14 protein-coding genes are annotated in these 17,127 nt (G+C 41.6%); all 14 read right to left on the bottom strand.

All coding sequences use genetic code 11. The annotated features are described in order from the left end of the window. Positions 1-11 precede the first annotated feature (11 nt). Positions 12-680: a TraR/DksA C4-type zinc finger protein gene (locus ACZ42W_RS05680; RefSeq protein ID WP_464169070.1), complete on the bottom strand. Its 669-nt coding sequence runs from the start codon at positions 678-680 to the stop codon at positions 12-14. 18 nt (positions 681-698) lie between these two features. Then, a complete protein-coding gene (locus ACZ42W_RS05675; RefSeq protein WP_464170875.1) occupies positions 699-1,001 on the bottom strand; it encodes a DUF5665 domain-containing protein in 303 nt (100 codons plus the stop codon). A gap of 357 nt (positions 1,002-1,358) precedes the next feature. Next, a complete protein-coding gene (locus ACZ42W_RS05670) occupies positions 1,359-3,371 on the bottom strand; it encodes a sigma-54 interaction domain-containing protein (protein WP_464169068.1) in 2,013 nt (670 codons plus the stop codon). A gap of 231 nt (positions 3,372-3,602) precedes the next feature. Next, positions 3,603-4,898 carry an MFS transporter gene (locus ACZ42W_RS05665; protein ID WP_464169066.1) on the bottom strand — a complete coding sequence of 432 codons (1,296 nt, stop codon included), beginning with the start codon at positions 4,896-4,898 and terminating at the stop codon, positions 3,603-3,605. A gap of 271 nt (positions 4,899-5,169) precedes the next feature. Next, positions 5,170-7,116, bottom strand: a complete 1,947-nt coding sequence (locus ACZ42W_RS05660; RefSeq protein WP_464169064.1) for an FAD-dependent oxidoreductase — start codon at positions 7,114-7,116, stop codon at positions 5,170-5,172. An 88-nt stretch (positions 7,117-7,204) separates the two neighbouring features. Then, positions 7,205-8,590 (bottom strand): SLC13 family permease, encoded by a 1,386-nt coding sequence (locus ACZ42W_RS05655; protein WP_464169062.1) that lies wholly within the window; start codon positions 8,588-8,590, stop codon positions 7,205-7,207. A 339-nt stretch (positions 8,591-8,929) separates the two neighbouring features. Then, the gene (locus ACZ42W_RS05650) at positions 8,930-9,262 is read right to left on the bottom strand and encodes a 4Fe-4S dicluster domain-containing protein (protein ID WP_464169060.1); all 333 of its coding nucleotides are present in this window, start codon (positions 9,260-9,262) and stop codon (positions 8,930-8,932) included. Continuing rightward, a complete protein-coding gene (locus ACZ42W_RS05645) occupies positions 9,262-9,660 on the bottom strand; it encodes a molybdopterin dinucleotide binding domain-containing protein (protein ID WP_464169058.1) in 399 nt (132 codons plus the stop codon). Before ACZ42W_RS05645 ends, ACZ42W_RS05650 begins: the two co-directional genes overlap by 1 nt. A 14-nt stretch (positions 9,661-9,674) precedes the next feature. Then, positions 9,675-11,582, bottom strand: a complete 1,908-nt coding sequence (locus ACZ42W_RS05640; protein ID WP_464169057.1) for a molybdopterin-dependent oxidoreductase — start codon at positions 11,580-11,582, stop codon at positions 9,675-9,677. A gap of 364 nt (positions 11,583-11,946) precedes the next feature. After that, on the bottom strand, positions 11,947-12,945 hold the full coding sequence (locus ACZ42W_RS05635) for an HlyD family secretion protein (protein WP_464169055.1): 999 nt from the start codon (positions 12,943-12,945) through the stop codon (positions 11,947-11,949). Positions 12,946-13,053: 108 nt separating this feature from the next. Beyond that, complete coding sequence (locus ACZ42W_RS05630) at positions 13,054-14,070, bottom strand: ABC transporter permease (protein WP_464169053.1); 1,017 nt, start codon at positions 14,068-14,070, stop codon at positions 13,054-13,056. Continuing rightward, positions 14,060-14,794 carry an ABC transporter ATP-binding protein gene (locus tag ACZ42W_RS05625; RefSeq protein WP_464169052.1) on the bottom strand — a complete coding sequence of 245 codons (735 nt, stop codon included), beginning with the start codon at positions 14,792-14,794 and terminating at the stop codon, positions 14,060-14,062. Before ACZ42W_RS05625 ends, ACZ42W_RS05630 begins: the two co-directional genes overlap by 11 nt. A gap of 203 nt (positions 14,795-14,997) precedes the next feature. After that, positions 14,998-15,792 carry a sugar phosphate isomerase/epimerase family protein gene (locus ACZ42W_RS05620; RefSeq protein ID WP_464170874.1) on the bottom strand — a complete coding sequence of 265 codons (795 nt, stop codon included), beginning with the start codon at positions 15,790-15,792 and terminating at the stop codon, positions 14,998-15,000. 155 nt (positions 15,793-15,947) lie between these two features. Then, positions 15,948-17,111 carry a metallophosphoesterase family protein gene (locus tag ACZ42W_RS05615; protein WP_464169050.1) on the bottom strand — a complete coding sequence of 388 codons (1,164 nt, stop codon included), beginning with the start codon at positions 17,109-17,111 and terminating at the stop codon, positions 15,948-15,950. Between the last annotated feature and the right edge of the window lie 16 nt (positions 17,112-17,127).

Here is a 17,127-nt window from a genome sequence, read left to right as displayed (position 1 = left end):
TCATTCAGCTCTTAAGACCGTCCATGTTTTTTGCCATAATAAACTGTATTCCCAAACCCCGGTTCAACCTCGACATCTAATGTCTCCACAGCATCAACTGCACCAATAACTTCATCAGCATCTTCGTAATATTCATTAGGATCACTGACATCCCTATTCGTTCCTAAATCTTGCGGAGAATCTGAGGTTCCATAGCGTGCTACGGCTTGCCAAGCATCTTCCCCATCAAATTCTACACGATCTGTCCCGTCATTAAAGGTGCGTGAAAAGGGGCGGTTTAATATTTCATTTTCTACCGGGTCGCGATACAAGGAATGCTGCTCTTCCTTTTCCTCCTCCCGGCTACACTCAGTGCAGACCGTTGTGTAAGGAAGAATTTCTAAGCGCTCGTACGGAATTTCTTGCTGGCACTGCTCACAGATTCCGTATTTTCCTTCCTCATAACGTTCGAGTGCAGAATCGATTGCATCCACTCGATGACGAAGACGGTCATGCATAGCTATATCCCTTGAACGATCATAAACTGCTGTCCCAATATCTGCTGGATGATTATCCACTAAGGAAAGCTCAGCTATAGACTCTCGCATATCCCCCGTAATCAGCTCGGTAGCAGACTCCATAGCCTCTTGCTTGTCCTTTTTCAACTGGAGGATGAGTTTACTGTATTTGTCGTTTTTCATGAAAGAGCCTCCTTACACTTAGTACCCATTATGTGCATTTACGATTTTTACGAGTTCACCGATAACCCCACCGATGATTGGCAAGTTCAGGAGAACGAGGTTTTTTAATAACATAACAAGTATTCCTGCTAGGAGCGTTGCACCTACTGCAGCTCCTAGCCCTCTAAGCAACCCAACGCCAAAGTTGACCAGGAGCATTTTACGGGGGTTATTCAAATAAGAAATATACTCGGCAAGATTCATCTTTTCCAAGACCTGAGATAGCGCTAAGACTTGGTTTCGAAAATCTGTCCAGTCTGGGGGAATGCTTGACTTGAGCATTTCTTCTTCATCTTTTGAGGCTGTCAATGTGTTCACCTCACGTTTACTCAAACTCAGTGTTCCCAAGCTTTGAATAATTTACACTCTACTCTGTTTAGAGAACAACGTTTTCCTGCAAATTTTCTTGAGCTACAGAAAGCATGAGTTTAATTCGATTGAGCTGATTGACTTCACTCGCCCTTGGATCATAGTCAATCGGTGCGATATTCGACTTCCATAGGAATGTTATCCTCCTGTGTCGGCATTAGCTTTAGAGTATAAAAAATGCCGAGGCTTAGCCTCAGCATTTTTCTAGTAATATGTCATATGTCAAACTATTCAGCTTCTGGTAATCCATCTGCAGCCTTACCATCGCTTCTACCCTTCAAAACCGAACTCTTTAAGTTTTCTATACAAAGAAGTACGACTCATATTTAGAATTTCCGATGCATCTTTTACATTATTTTTCGTAAACAACATTGCACTTTCAATAGCCTCTCTTTCTAATTCAGCTATTGTCTTTAATTGAGCCTGCTTCTGAGTCGAATTTTCATTATTTGTCATTTTTACGGGCAGGTCATCCAAAGTTATTTTTCCACCCATGGACATGGTCAATGCATAATCCATAGCATTTCTCAGTTCCCGGACATTTCCCATCCAATCATATCTTATAATCTTTTGTATTACAGAATCATCCATTTTAGGTACCGCAATCTGTGTCTGTGCGCATTCTTCTTCAAGGAAGCGCTGAGCAAGTTTTAAAATATCACTATTTCTATGCCGAAGTGGAGGAATTTGAATTTCAAAGGTTGCAATCCGATAATACAAATCTTCACGAAAGGTCTTATTACTAATCATTTCCTTTAAATTTCTATTGGTTGCTGCCACTACTCGAAAATCAACATTTCTATATTGATTTCCCCCGATAGGCATGACTTGTTTATCTTCCAGGACACGCAAAAGGACTGTTTGCAGCAGTAATGGCATATCTCCAATTTCATCTAAAAAGAGGGTCCCATTATGTGCTAATTCGATCTTTCCAATATGTCCTTTTTTATCAGCACCAGTGAAAGATCCTCCTTCATAGCCGAAAAGCTCACTTTCTAGTAGTCCTTGAGGTAGAGCAGCACAATTTACAGCAATGAAAGGCCCGTCTGGTCGAGATTCATCATGAATTGCTCGAGCAAACAGTTCTTTTCCTGTACCACTTTCCCCAATAAGTAATACGCTTTTAGAGGTATTGGCAACTTTCTTTGCTATTTTCTTAGCTTTAAGCATATCTTCGCTATCGCCAAAGATCGTATCTACAGTATGAATAATACCTGTATTCTTTTTTAATTTCTTTTCACTATCTGACAGCTTAGAAATACAAATCAGTACAGAATCTTCATCTAATGCAGTAGAGAAAGGTCTCGCTTTTATAACATGTTTTTGATCTTTGCTGAAGTAGGTATACTGTTCAATTCGATTCTTATCTTTTGCTTTTTTTGAATAAAGTTTTTCTATTTCTGGCATTACCCCAAGAATATCGGTATATGGTCTTCCTATTACGCCATCGCTTTTTAATCCAAATAAAGCTTCTCCATTATTATTCATATATGAAATTATTCCTGTAGAATCAATAGAAATCATAGACTCATCAATTAAGGACATCGCTGTGTCAAATGAAAAATTATCCACTCTATTTTGTCTATTGTAAGTATGAGATACAACAGACTGTTCAATATTTTGAGCTAACATAAATGAAAAAGCAATCATCCATGAGAAATTGGACTTTTCCATTTCAGTATATTTAATCTCTTCAAAGTATGGAATCGTTAATGCTGCAATTATTTTATCTTTTCGATCATGAATAGGAATAGAAAAAGTAACCTTAGGTTTTCGCAAACCTGGATGGTAATTCTCCGGTGACAAAAGATACATCGGCTTTTCTAAGTCAATGCAAAGTGAATGGGAAGTAGTCCCAACTGCTTCTTCTGACAAATCATTACCTAATTTCCGCCCATCCAAAGCACTATTAGCAGCAAATAGAGTGATGCCATGTTTGTCATACAGGGACACTCCAAAAGATTTACTCAACGAGTAATAAGATGCCAGATTTGTTAATAAAGGCATTGCTGAATTGAGGAGTGTTTTATTATCCTTGAGCAACATCTTAATTTGTCTATCACTTAAACTTTTCAATATAAGCGTACTATCAGGTTCAACATTATTATTGTTTTTCGAGCGAATCCAAGAATTTACAACGAACTTTCTAACAATTGACTTCTCTGATGGGAGTTTATTGTATTTTATTAAGTTAGTATACTGATTTTGAATTTCTGCATATTGATCTGGAGAATAATGAAAAAATGATAGCATCTCTGATAGATATTCTCCATAATAATCCAATTTGCTCAATCCTCCCACTTTATTAGTGATGAATAATCTTTTCACAATTTCAAATTACATTAAGAATAAAATATCAGAAATAAAGACATGTTTATATAATATTATACCTTATTTTTAATTAACTGAAAGCTTTATTTTCTATTAAGTAAAAAGTGCCTTAACTCCCTGTGGCACCGAGCATTAAGGCACTTTAAGAAAACATACTAAGAGTCATGACTATATCTGTAACGTTTATTTTTTCTGAGTTATAATACCGTTTTTAACTTCTAAACGATTAAAGTTTCCTACTGTATATAGAACAATGCAAACTAAAGCACAAATGATGCAAACAATAAATGCTCCATTAAATCCATACTTGGATTGTGCAATATAACCGGTGGCAACAGCTGCACTAGCAGTACCAAACTGGCTTATGAAATTATAAACACCCGACAATCCACCAGCCTGACCGTATGGTGCGAGGTCAGTGGGAATAGACCAAGAAAGTACGCCAATGACACCAAATGCTCCCCAGAAGACGCTCAACCCTATGACCGCTCCCATCGCAGTTGTCGCTTGAATCGTACCTAAGATACCAATAATGCATATAATGTCGCCAATGATTATCCCAGTTTTTCTCATCTTGCTTATGGATACGCCTTGAGCTGTTAACCTGTCAAATATTTTACCAAAACCTAATTCCGCAACAATGGCAACAATATATGGAACCATAGCAGCAAAGCCCATCTGTTTCACATCTAGTCCTCTATTCATGACTAAGTAAGTTGGTATCCAGTACAAAAACGTTCCAAGCATATAAGAATTTATACAGTTCCCAAAAGCAGCTATCATGAAATTTTTATTTTTAAATAGTTTAAATAAGGGAATTGGCTCGCTGATTATTTTACCATCACTAGAAACTACTTCATCCTGACGGATATAAGCAAGCTCTTCTTTAGAAACTGTAGGATGATCATCAGGATCTCGGTATAGAGCGAAAAATACTATGGCATACAAAACGGCAATTAAACCCGTTACGACAAATGACGCCCTCCATCCCCACGCGACAATGATTAACGCCACAATTGGAGGAGCAAATGCTGACCCCACTTTATTACCCGCGTCAAACAATCCCGTAGAAAATGTTCTTTCTTTGGCCGGGACCCATACCGACACGACACGTGTAGCAGATGGGTAGGCTGCCGATTCTGCAATACCTAGCAGGATACGAAGCGCCAAAAGTGATGCAAAACTATTAGCAGCCCCAGTAATCATTGTTACTAATCCCCAACCGGCACAAGTAGCCCCAATTACTAATTTGGGACCAAACTTGTTAATGATCATTCCAATGGGAATCTGTAATAAAATATATGACCACAAGAACGCAGACATTAATATTCCCATTTGCCCAGTACCAAGTCCGAATTCTTTCATCAAGGATGGAGTAGCTACAGAAAAATTGGTTCTATCTAAGTAGTTAATAATAATCATAAGGGTAAGTAATGCTACTGCACTATATCGCTTATTAGTAGGCAGTTTATTAACCATCTTGTTATTCCCCTCCCATAATCGTATTCTGGCCAAAATGCGTCCAAAAGGATTGGGTGCGAAATTCTAATATTTAATTGAGTGCTAATTATTGCATAGATTATCATTACCATTCGATTTAGTATAGCGCGAATTTTGAAAGTGAGTCTAGAACCGCTGCTACAGATATAACCTCTTGATATAGCTTTTTAGAATGTACCCCTTTCATATTAGCTGAACTAACATGAAGGGGTACATTCACAATTTGTAGCGCATTTTCAGTGTTCCGTTGTTAGATATCCAAACCTGCATAGTGACCGCGAAAAACCGCGTCGGTAACCTGCTGCGGTCTCACGCAGTCGCCCACCTGAACAACTTCGGGAGCAGCATCCAGCAGCTCGTTTACCACACCCCGTAGGGAGCGCTGGCCCACCGCGCAGAGAATGGTGTCCGCCGGAAAAGTCTCTTCCGTACCGCTTTCGTCGACGCAGACGAGGCCTTCGTCGGTTACTCTTGCACCCCGCTGACCTGTCTTAATCTTCACAAGTTCTGCTAGAAGATCCATGAGAATCGGTCTGTGACGCCCGTTTGCATCCATGGCCACATCCTTCTGCATCTCGATAATAGTAACATTCTTGCCCTCCTGAGCTAGATGCACCGCCGCTTCACAGCCAACTAATCCACCACCAAGAATGACCACCTTTGGGCCAATCTTCACGTTTTGCTCGGACAGCTTATTTGCCACTACCACCTTAGGGTTATCTATACCCGGAATAGGCGGCACAATGGGCTCCGCACCCACTGCCACAACTAGCACATCGGGCGCCTCTTTTTCCACAAGTTCTTTTGTCACCTCGGTATTCAGACGCACCTCCACACCGGCCTGCTCCATCTGCAGTGACTTGCTGGCGATAAAACTATACAAGTCTTTCTTAAAAGGGATGGCCCTCTCGCATCGCAGCGCGCCACCCAGCGACTCCGTCTTCTCACACAGGATAACATTATGACCCCGTTGTGCCGCTGTAATGGCCGTCTCCATACCGCCTGGGCCGCCACCTGCCACTAGAACCTTCTTGGGGGTAGAGGCCGGGAGAGCAAAGCGACTCTCATACTCTCTGCCGATTATGGGATTGAGGGCGCAAATTCTGGTTCCAGTGACCATCCGCTCCGCCATACAGGTAAAGCAGCGGACACAGTGCACAATCTCTTCGTCTTTCCCCAGCAACACCTTTTTAGGTAGATAGGGATCAGCCAGGAGAGCGCGGCCCATCTCGACTACATCTGCTTGTCCTGAAGCGATAATCTCCTCCATCATCTCCGGATCGTTCAGTGCACCCAAGGTTGCCACCGGAACCTTTACGTGCTTCTTAATCTCAGCGGCGTACTTAACGTTACAGCCCCGCTTTGCGAACATTGGAGGATGGGTTTTATCGAAACAACCCTCATGGGTGCCGGTGGAAACCTGGAGCAAATCCACCTTGTCCTCGATCAGCTTGGCGAACTCTATTGCTTCATCCAGACCATAGCCGTCCTCGGAGTATTCATTCGCACTCATACGGAGCTCAATTGGGAATTCGGGGCCAACAGCGTCTCTCACTCTGCACAAAACCTCACAGGTGAAGCGAGCACGATTCTCAAGACATCCGCCATATTCGTCTGTTCTTTTGTTAGAGGCGGGAGACAAGAACTGTTGTAGTAGCCAGCCGTGACCAGCATGCACCAGCACCATCTCAAAGCCTGCTTGTTTACACAGGGCTGCGCCTTTGCCAAAGGCCTCTACAATCTCGTGGATCATTTCCCTGGGCATCTCCTGTATCACTGCGCCGCTGGCAAGCACCTCAGCGCTGGGGCCGTATCTCACGCTGTCCTTCATCACACTTTTGTCCACTTTATCAGCTGCGGCATATTTACCGCCGTGGGATAGCTCCATGCTGGCAATGGCGCCGTGACGTTTAATGGCTCTGGCCGCTACGGTCAGCCCGGGCAGAACCCCATCCCCCTCCAAACTGATATGTGTAGCATGGCTCTTGCCTGTAGCGCTATGCACGACAGCCTCACTGACGGTAACCGCAGCCGCGCCCCCTTGGGCCCGCAGCTCATAAAAGGCTGCTGTCTCCTTCGTGATATAGCCTTCGGGTGTGATATCAGGGTAAGTCATAGGAGCGGAAATTATCCTGTTTTTCAGGGTAATTCCGCCAATTTTTATGGGGCTGCAAAGATGGGGGAATTTTCTGTTCATGGTTTATACCCTCCATGTATGTTAGGCATATCCTAAATGGAATCAGGCGATGTTATATCATGAAACTGTTTATTGGCAATACGATACTCTAGAAGCCCATTAAAGAAACGATAAATGGTATCAAAGTGGACATTAGCACTATCAAAGCCACGGAGGGTAAAATTCCTGCTTTCAGGGTGTCCGTCATTTTATAATAACCCGAACTATAGGTTAACAAAAAGACTGGATTGAGTGGGAGTAGCCACGTTGCACCAAATCCGAATGCTAGTATGAATGCTGTTATTACCGGGGAGAAACCGCCTGCAGTTGCAACCGCCACCATAGGTGCAGCAAACATTGCAACGGCCGCCGGGCCAACTGGAAATACTGCATGCATACAAACGATAAGAAGTGAAAAGAGTAATAGAATCGGCAACACTGTAAGATTATGCGTAGAGCCTATGAATAAGTCTGCAATCCATTTAGCACCACCGTTAGTTAATACTGCTGCCGCAACAACATTTACACTACCAAATACAATGACAACAGCCCAGGGGACTCCATGGCTAAACTCATCCCAAGTCATTAACTCAATTTTAGGTAGGAACATTACTGCTAATCCGACCATCGCTACTATGGTCGTGTTAAGTGCTGGAATCCAGCTCCCTGAAATCCATAATACAAACAAAGTAATAATGGTGATTATAACCTTTTGCTCATAAGCGTCAGCTTTCCCTAGCTGACTTTCATTTTTGCGTACTGTTTCCAGAACTTCCTCTGTGATTGGTTCTGGTTTAAAGATCTTAACGAGAGAGAACCAGGTTATTACTGTCATTATCAGATACATGGGGATTCCTACTGCCATCCATTGCAAAAACGATACGGAAATTCCTGTGGCTGTTTGGAAAAGACTGAGCGCGAGAATATTAATATTAGTTCCTGCGGGTGTTCCAAATCCACCAATCATTGCAGAAAGAGGAATTCCGATCATTAGGCATTTGCCTAAATTGGAAGAACCGGGTCTCGCATTCACGGCTTTCAATATTGGATAGGATAAACCGAGAAACATTAACGCATCAGGTGTATTCGACACAATCGTGGAGAGTGTTGCAGTACAAAGCAGAAATCCGAGTACCAATTTTTCCGAACTTGTCCCAGCCCAGTTAAGCATTCTTGCAACAATCTTATCAGGGATTTTAGTTTTACTTAAAATGATGGGTATCGAAAAAGTCGCAATGATAAAGAACACAGATACATTTCCAAAACTTTTGAATGCATTAGTCATATCCATAACACCAAATATGGGAACCAGCACCATTAGAAGTAACCCTGTGATAGCGGAAGGAAAAGTTTCACAAATCCACAAAACAATACCCGCTGCTAATATGCCTAAAGAAAGTAACCCTGCTGAAGAAAGTCCTGCTGGCGGGGGTGAAAATTTCGCACCTATTAAAATTATTAAAGCAATAAATAGGCCAATGAATCTTTTTGTCATTGAACACACTCCCTTACATATTTTATAGACCTTTCGGTCAAAACCTTCCAGAGGTGTTTTTGAAGTATAAACAAGCAGCCAAAAGAGGTTTATATGGCATTGTCAGAAATGGAATCAGGCAATGCCATATTAAAACCAGTTAAAACCTTTATTCTCACATTTATTATTTTTTGTCGAGTGGTTCTTTACATTTTCTGCAAACGGTGCTTGTAGAAGGGTTTACTGTTCCACAAGATGGACATGGTATTGGCTTAACAGCTGAAGGTGGACGAAAGCACATAGTTTGTTTATTCTCCTTTCTTATTGGACAATTGAAAATCATTCTAGGGTTATATGTTTTTACTTTAGCGCGAATAGAACCATTTTTTCACGGTCCATTTTTTCTGCCAAACTTGAAATTTCGCCGAAGAACATGCAACCAGCTTGGCAGTGTTTTACGCAACTGGGAGTATTTCCTTTTGCAATCCTATCTTCGCAATGATCACAAAATGCTGTGGGTGTAGGAATATGATCGTATTGCCACTTTCGGTTCTCTAGAGGGGTTGGTCCAATCGTTTTTATCTCAATTCCAAGCTTTTTTGCATCAAAACCGTGTTCTTGCTGACATGCAACTTCACAGGTATGGCAACCACTGCAATATTCATAATCAATCAGCAAACCATATACGGCCATTATTTTTCGCTCCCCTCATGTTTAGAAATTTTACATAGCAACGATTTGTATGATGCACCGATACCAGATTTTCCAGGTCTCATCGGAACAAGACAGTTAATATTTGACTCAAACACTCCGAAGAAAGTACCATCTTCAGGATTTCTTTCAGGGAACCACCATGCGTGATCAGCTGATACAGTATCCTTACGAATGCGTGTAGAAAGCTCTGCCTTCTGTTTACATTTTCCGAAGTTATTCTCTACGTCTACCCAGTCCCCGTCTTTAATGCCGTATTTAGCTGCCGTTTCCGGATGAATCATAATCATAGGATCTGGACTTATTCGGCGCATAGACGGACTTTGCCGATGCTCTGAATGGAACAGGCCCCATCTTCTGGCGCCAGTAGTTAAAACCAACGGATACTCTTTCGCTAGTTCTGGAGTGCTGACAGGCTTTCCACAGGCTCAGTATAGATAGCAAGTGAATCTAGCCCGAATAGCTCCAAAAATTCACACTTAAATTCATATTTTCCACTCGCTGTCTCAAATCCAGGTTCACCATCTGCTCGCAATAAACCTTTTTCATGCTTGTAATACTCAAATTCCGGATATGCCCATGTCCGTTCTTTCATGTCATCATAGGTGAGGCCAATGCGCCCCAAGATTGAATTATAAAACTCGAGGTCATTATTCCATTCATTTCTATCTGGCCTAAAACGTTTCCCGATTTCATAAATGATTTGTTGATCAGATCGGCATTCTCCAAGTGGTTCTACTGCTTGAACAATCGCCCCGAGGTAATAAGGCTGATGTCCCGTCAGTCCTATTCTCTCTGCAAAACCCGCAGCTGGCAGCACAATATCTGCCACAGCAAGCGCCGTAGGAGTAACAAACATATCTACAACAACATTGAATTCCATATTCTGAAGAGCCTTCAATATTGTTTTCGGATCTGCACCCATGCAAGTGATTGGATTATTGGTCTGCATCCAAGTTGCCTTAATTGGATAAGGGTCACCCGTAAGCATTGCTTTTAATAACATGTCCTGGCTTATACAATTCATTGCCTGTAATGTAGGGTAATCCGAATTCATTCTCTTTTGAGCCTGTTCCTCCGAAAGCATGGGCTTTTCCCCGCCCCAACGGCCTGACCATGGTTCCGCGATTCCAAAGCAAGGACGAGCAGCAACCATTGAGCCTGGTTTTTCAAAATTACCGGTTAATGCAATTAAATCCATGCAAGCCATACCGGTAATAAAGCCCTCAGACGTATGGTCCATAGCGACTCCCCATTGCAAGGCCCCAGATTTTGCTTTGGCAAAGGCTCGTGCTGCTTCCCTTATCAAGGATGCATCAACGCCGCATATTTCAGCTGCTTTTTCCGGAGTATACTCTTTACAATGTTCAGCATACTCTTCGAATCCATAAGTCCATTTTTCTACGAATTCTTTGTTATATAAGCCCTCTTCGCAGATAACGTTGGCAAATGCTAGAGCTAACGCAGCATCTGTCCCAGGTCTAACCTGCAAAAAATACTCTGAACGTGATGCGAGCCAAGTCATTTTAGGATCGATAGTGATTAACTTGGTGCCTCTTTTCATCAGTTCAACAATCCAGTGTCCTAATGTACCATCTGAATTTGCCACGACCGGATTATTTCCCCAAATCAGAATATATTCTGGTGCTTCATATTCAGGATGATCATAGCGCTCAGGAAAGAATTGCGAATAATCGCCAACAACCAGAACGCCGAGCTTTAACGCGGTGCTGAAAACTCTAGGCACATAACACGCATTACCACTTAGGAATCCCATCCCATAATTTGGGCTGCCCATGGATTGAGCAATTCTTCCGCCATATCCATTAATGTCGCGGCCAGTTCCCTGCGTTACGTAAATACTTTCTGGACCATATTTTGCAAAAATCCCTTTTAATTTCTCTTCAATGAAATCATAAGCTTCATCCCAGGTGACTCTTTCCCATTTATTTTCGCCACGCTCACCAACACGTTTCATAGGGTATTTGATACGATCCTTATGATAAAGCATTTCTTTAACCGCAAGACATCTAGGACAAAGTCTTCCTTGGTTATATGGATTTTCTGGATCTCCTTCAATCTTTTCTAATACACCGTCTTTAACATACATTAAGACGCCGCAATTATCGTGACATCCTGGGCCTGTGCGGGCATTTCCACGAACAACCTTATACCCATCTTCTTCCCAAGTCCATTTACGATCTCCTGGTTTATCCTGGGTTTTAAATTGATCCACTTTTACAATAGCATTTCCATATTTAATTTTTGCGCTACCCTCAGTGTTTAAATTTTTCTCTTCCATTGTTTATCCCTCCTTAAAAACTTTGTGGATTATTTAGCATATCTCCTGTCTTTCACCTCCTGTGTTGTCGCACTAGTATAATGCAAAGTTCATGCCATGCTCAGCTACAATTCTTGAAAAAAGTCTAGAAAGCCCTATAAATGGCCCATTCAATTCTTTAAATTATTTTATTAGTTACAAATTTCTCGAGCATAATTATAATCTCGACTAAATAAACCAATTATTTTGCCCCCAGATTACCAAAAGTGAACATAGCGCCTTCTTTTTTGTAACAATTTATAACATAAAACAAATAAAAGGTGACTCCTGTTTAATACAGAAATCACCTTCATAGTTAGTTCATTGAATGGTTTTTTAAAAGAATCTATTTATTAACTAAGAGCTCCGCTCTCTCTCCCGGCCTTAAAGGTGTATCAGCGGCAAGTCGGACTTTAATTTTTACGCTGTCTTTATTCTTGTTCGCTGAGGTTTGCATGTCCTTCGGAGTATATTGTGCTTCCAAATCGATAAAGCTGACTGTTCCCTTATATTCCTTTTCTCCCTTTTTGATTACTAACTCTTGTCCATAGGTGATATTAGATAATTGATCTTCAGGAAGATAAGCCACTAAAACCTTCTCCGCTTCAGAAGCGATATCCGCCAAATTGTAACTAGGGGCCACGATGTCACCGAGTACATAGTTTTTGCTAATGATGGTACCATCACTTATCGCCGTAATCTTATATTTTGCTAACTTGTCTTTTTCCTGACGGATTTGGCTTTCTGTCTGAGCAATATCAGCTTGGGCAGAAGCTATTTTGTCTTTGTTATCAATTCCCTGATTCAGCAAGGCTAATTTTTGGTTGGCATTGTCCAGTTGAGTTTGAGTCGTCACTATATCTAAGGCCGTCAAATCCAATTGATATTTGGCATTATCAAGTGCCGATTGAGCAACGCCTCCACCTTCATATAAAGCTCGAGTTGTTTCATAATTTTTTTTTGATTTGTCATTGAGTATGAGAACACGTTCAACAGCTTTCTGAGCAAGGATGACATTATTTTGACCCTGTTTGATTTCTTCCGGATGAATATAAGCGCTATTTAACTCAGCTAATACGGCTTGCTTTTTAGCGAGAGTTGTTTTTAACTGCTCTAAAGCATACTGTTCATTGCTGTCATCGATTATTGCAATAACATCCCCCGCTTTTACCTGCTGTCCTAGTTCTATAGGCAGCATCGTAATTTTACCAGATACCTCACTGTACTGGGAAAAAATCGTCGTTTCCACCACTCCTTCAAGCACTTTACTGGTTTGAGATGAAGAGCAGCCACTAAGTGCTAATAGCATCATCATAAGAGACACTGCCAGGAATTTTCTTTTCACTTTAATCCTCCTCAATCAATTACTGATCAGAAACAAACGAACTTCAAACAGGCTAAGACGATTTGGGAGCACGATCACCTATGATCACACCATGCGAGATTTCACTCGCTAAATTCTCCGATATTTTTTTAGAAGCAAGGTATTGATAGTCATGAAAATAATAGAACACCCCAATATCACTGCGATATCCAAAGCAATTACAGAGAATCCATTGCCCTTAATCATCACCTGTTTCAATGCATCAGCAACATAGTATAGAGGCATTGCTCGTCCGAGAATCTTCATCGCTGGAGGTAGATCAAACAATCCAGAGAAAAACACCTGAGGGACGACAATGATTGGAATAAACTGTATCATCTGAAATTCGTTGCTAGCTGCAGTGGAAGCCAATAGTCCTAACGAAAGTGCCACTACAGCTGTAAGTAAGACGATCAGAATCACCAAAGGAAAGGAGCCAATCATCATGACATCGAGCACGTAAACACAAAACCAAGAGACCAGCAAGGACTGTATTACCGTAAACAGGCCAAAGCCCAGCACATATCCGCTAACGATTTCCCACCGTCTAATCGGCATGGAAAGGAGTTTCTCCAGAGTCCCCGTTGTTCTCTCCTGCAAGAAGGAAATTCCCGATACAAGGAAAACGAAGAAAAAAACAATAAAGCCAATCAAGGTTGCCCCAAAATTGTCAAACGTGGGGATATCTTCATACCCATAGACATATTTTACATCGGATTGAAGATCCGGCCGAGATGCAAACGTTTTGATTTTTGCTTGTTCCAAGGCTGCTAGGACGAATTTTGCTTTTGCAGGGTTACTTCCGTCCACCTCAATAACCGATTTACCGCTCATTATATTGAGTGTGGCAACCACTTCGCCATGTTCCAAAGCTGCTCTAGCCTCATTCTCACTCAACCTTAGTACTTCGATATTATGCTTATCGAGATTGTTGACATACCCGACAGGTGCATTAATGAGAGCTACTTTTTCCGTCGTCGTTGAGTCGCCCAATATCAAATGAACTAAGGTCAGTAGAAATAGAGGCGCAACCAACATCAGGGCCAACGTTCGCTTATCGTGGCGAAGTTGATTCAGGATTCGAATGGCCAGTGCTCTAACCTTCATTCTGTTGCCCTCCATAATAAATGAAAGCTTCTTCAAGGCTACTTACCCCGATATTAGACTGCAATTCGCTGGAAGTTCCCTTAGCAATCAAACGTCCATCTCTCATCATCGCAAGATTATGGCATTTATCGGCTTCATCCATCACGTGAGTCGTTACAACGATGGTAACCCCTTCATCGGTTAGCTTATTGAGTTCCTGCCAAATACTCTTTCTTAGGAGCGGATCAATCCCGACCGTTGGTTCATCCAAGATTAATACCGGCGGACTATGCAAGATGGCAATCGCCAAGGAAAGTCGGCGCTTCATCCCCCCAGAATAAGCCTGAACTGGCTTTTGTAAATGCTCCGTAAGATTGACCAAAGCCATAACTTCAGCTGTTCTTTTCTTTATAAGAGCTTTACTCATTCCATAGATTGAGCCAAAAAAATTCAGATTTTCAGCAGCTGTCAGAGCATTGTAGAGAGCGTCTCCTTGGGCCATATACCCTACCTTTTTCATTAAACTAAGCTTAGGCATTCGCTCATCTAGGACATAGGTTTCACCAGAAGTTGCTTCAAGAATTCCTGCCATGATCTTCACGACCGTGGTTTTTCCACAACCTGAAGGGCCCAAAAGACCATAAATTTGGCCACAGGGTATCTGTAGATCAATATCCTTCAAAATATGCTTTTTCCCAAAACTTTTATTGACCTTTTTAAGGACAATACAGTTCTCTTCATTCATACTCGAGCTCCTTCTCTTTTTGAGAAAATGCTTTAATTCTTATCCTGTTTATAAATAGTGGTATTCCAATTATACTACCAGTCAATGCTTCTGTAACTATAAAGCAAAAGACCCGCCTTAAGCGGGTTTAGTTGCCTTATTAATTCACTGAGATTTTTAGCTTCATCATGAATTACCTTACAAGCAAAAGGAAGGAAACTGAACTAAGATTTCCCCAATAAAATCTGAATACCTGAGACTTTTTGATAGGCTCTTTCTAGAAATTTCCGTGGAGATTCTCTTCGCTCCTCGGCTGTCGGATAAGCCTCTAAGGTCAAACACCCTTCAAACGTTTTGGGAAAGGCTCTAGCTACCTCATCCCAATTGATGATGCCATGACCAGGAAGCCAGTGACGGTCATGCAATCCATCATTATCGGATATATGGGTTGCAACTAGCCGATCTCCATAATCTTTGAGTAGGGTATAATCATTATGAGTTAAACGATGATGCGAACTGTCAAAACAAAGACCCAAAGGGGTTGATTGAACATTGCGAAGCACGTAGGGCACATTATCTGTTCTCCGCGTATTTTCGATAGCTATCGTAACTCCTAGTTCTTCGGCAACGTTCACGAGTTCTTCCATACTCCTTAAGCCCTGACGATTAGGAACGGGAGGATTGTCGCCTTCGGTCAGATGCATGACCATCCTTGGAATACTAAATTCAGCACAATCCTGAAGCCACTGGATATGGCTTTGTACGATCTCAGTTCTCACAGATTCATCTTCTGACCATAACGCATTTGAATCGTTAAACGGGACATGGATATTTTCTAATAATAACCCTTTATCTCGTACCAAACGGGGCATACCCTCCTTCTTCATTGGGAAGGGAGCTTCTTCATCTTCCCACCATAAAGAAGTGGCTGTAAAACCAGCCTCTTTGATCAAGGCGATTCTTTCCTCAAAAGGAAGTATGAAGCCATACCACGAAAAGATGCCCAAAGGATTTTTCATTCGCTTCTCCTTAATTACTTTATTAAAGTTATAATTTTTTCGTATCAAAAATGCTACTCCCATTATAACATTGTGCAATGCCCCGTTGGGTTTACTTAGATATTATAAGGCGACTAGGGATTCATGTGATCAGATCGATCCCTAGTCGCTTTCGGTTACTTTGAAAAGTTTAGTTGATACTCAGCCTCGGGTAGCCATTCGTGTTGTAAGAAGTCACGTCCTTTTACATTTACGGCTCCATCTTTAACGTCAATGATTAAACCCTGGCTGGCCTCAGGGGCTTGGCGTACTCGACTTGCAGAAGCATCATTAAACATTGTAAATGTGTCTTTGACAACAGAGTCAGGTGAACCTAATTTAATGTGCAAATGACCGACGAAGAGGACGACATTAGGTACCGATTGAAGGATTTTCGCTAGTTCCTCCTGTTGGACCACTAAATGGTACTTTGTTTTTGCCTCACTATTGGAGGAAAATACGGGTTGGTGCAAAAAGACAAATACAGGTTTTCCTGGTGTAAGGTTCTCTGATATTTTTGATTTCAACCATGTTAATTGTGTTTCTGAAAGATACGCAGCATCACCGATATCAGGATCAGACATTCTAGACTTTTCGGAGCCAAGAAAAATGAAATGATAACCATTAATATAGTGATCTGTGTATACCTTATCTCGCTCAGCAAAGGATAAAAAACGCTGTAAAGCCAGGGGATCTGTATCTTGATTTGGAAACGTATCGGCATTCCAAGCATTGCTGCTAGGATCATGATAGGCTTTGTAAAATTCGTGATTTCCAATGGTGGGTACGATCGAAGTTGTTTTACCCGTACTCGTCCGAACAGACCGAAGAATTTGGTTAATCGATTGATAGTCCTCAGGTGTACCGTCGCCAAGATCTCCATTTAATACCACTAAATTTAGAGACGGTTGTTGATTCATAAGGAGATCTTCTAAGGCTGTTCGAAACTTCATCGGTGCCGTTTCGCTTGAGAGAATGTGAATATCACTAATCACCGCAAATCGAACATTGTTTTGAGGCGACTTAAGACCATCGTTTGCTGCAGAAGCGGAGGACAATGGAAGTGTTCCTAATGACGGAATAGCTTCATATGTTTCTGATGACTGAGGCATCTCATTAGAGGAGGTTACCGCATTGGATTCTTTGGTTGCTATAGGATTTCTATGATTCCCATCTAATGAATAAATCCACTGAACATTTAGACTTAGTGAAATGGCAGCAATCAAAAATAAACCGATAATCCATAACTTTTTAGCTTTAATGTCGATCCCTCGCTTCTGATGTGATGTCTGTTGTTCCACCAATACTTTTTAACTC

Source organism: Desulfitobacterium elongatum, assembly GCF_055378975.1.
The sequence above is the reverse complement of the archived record's forward strand: the minus strand, read 5'-3'. Positions and strand labels throughout refer to the sequence as shown.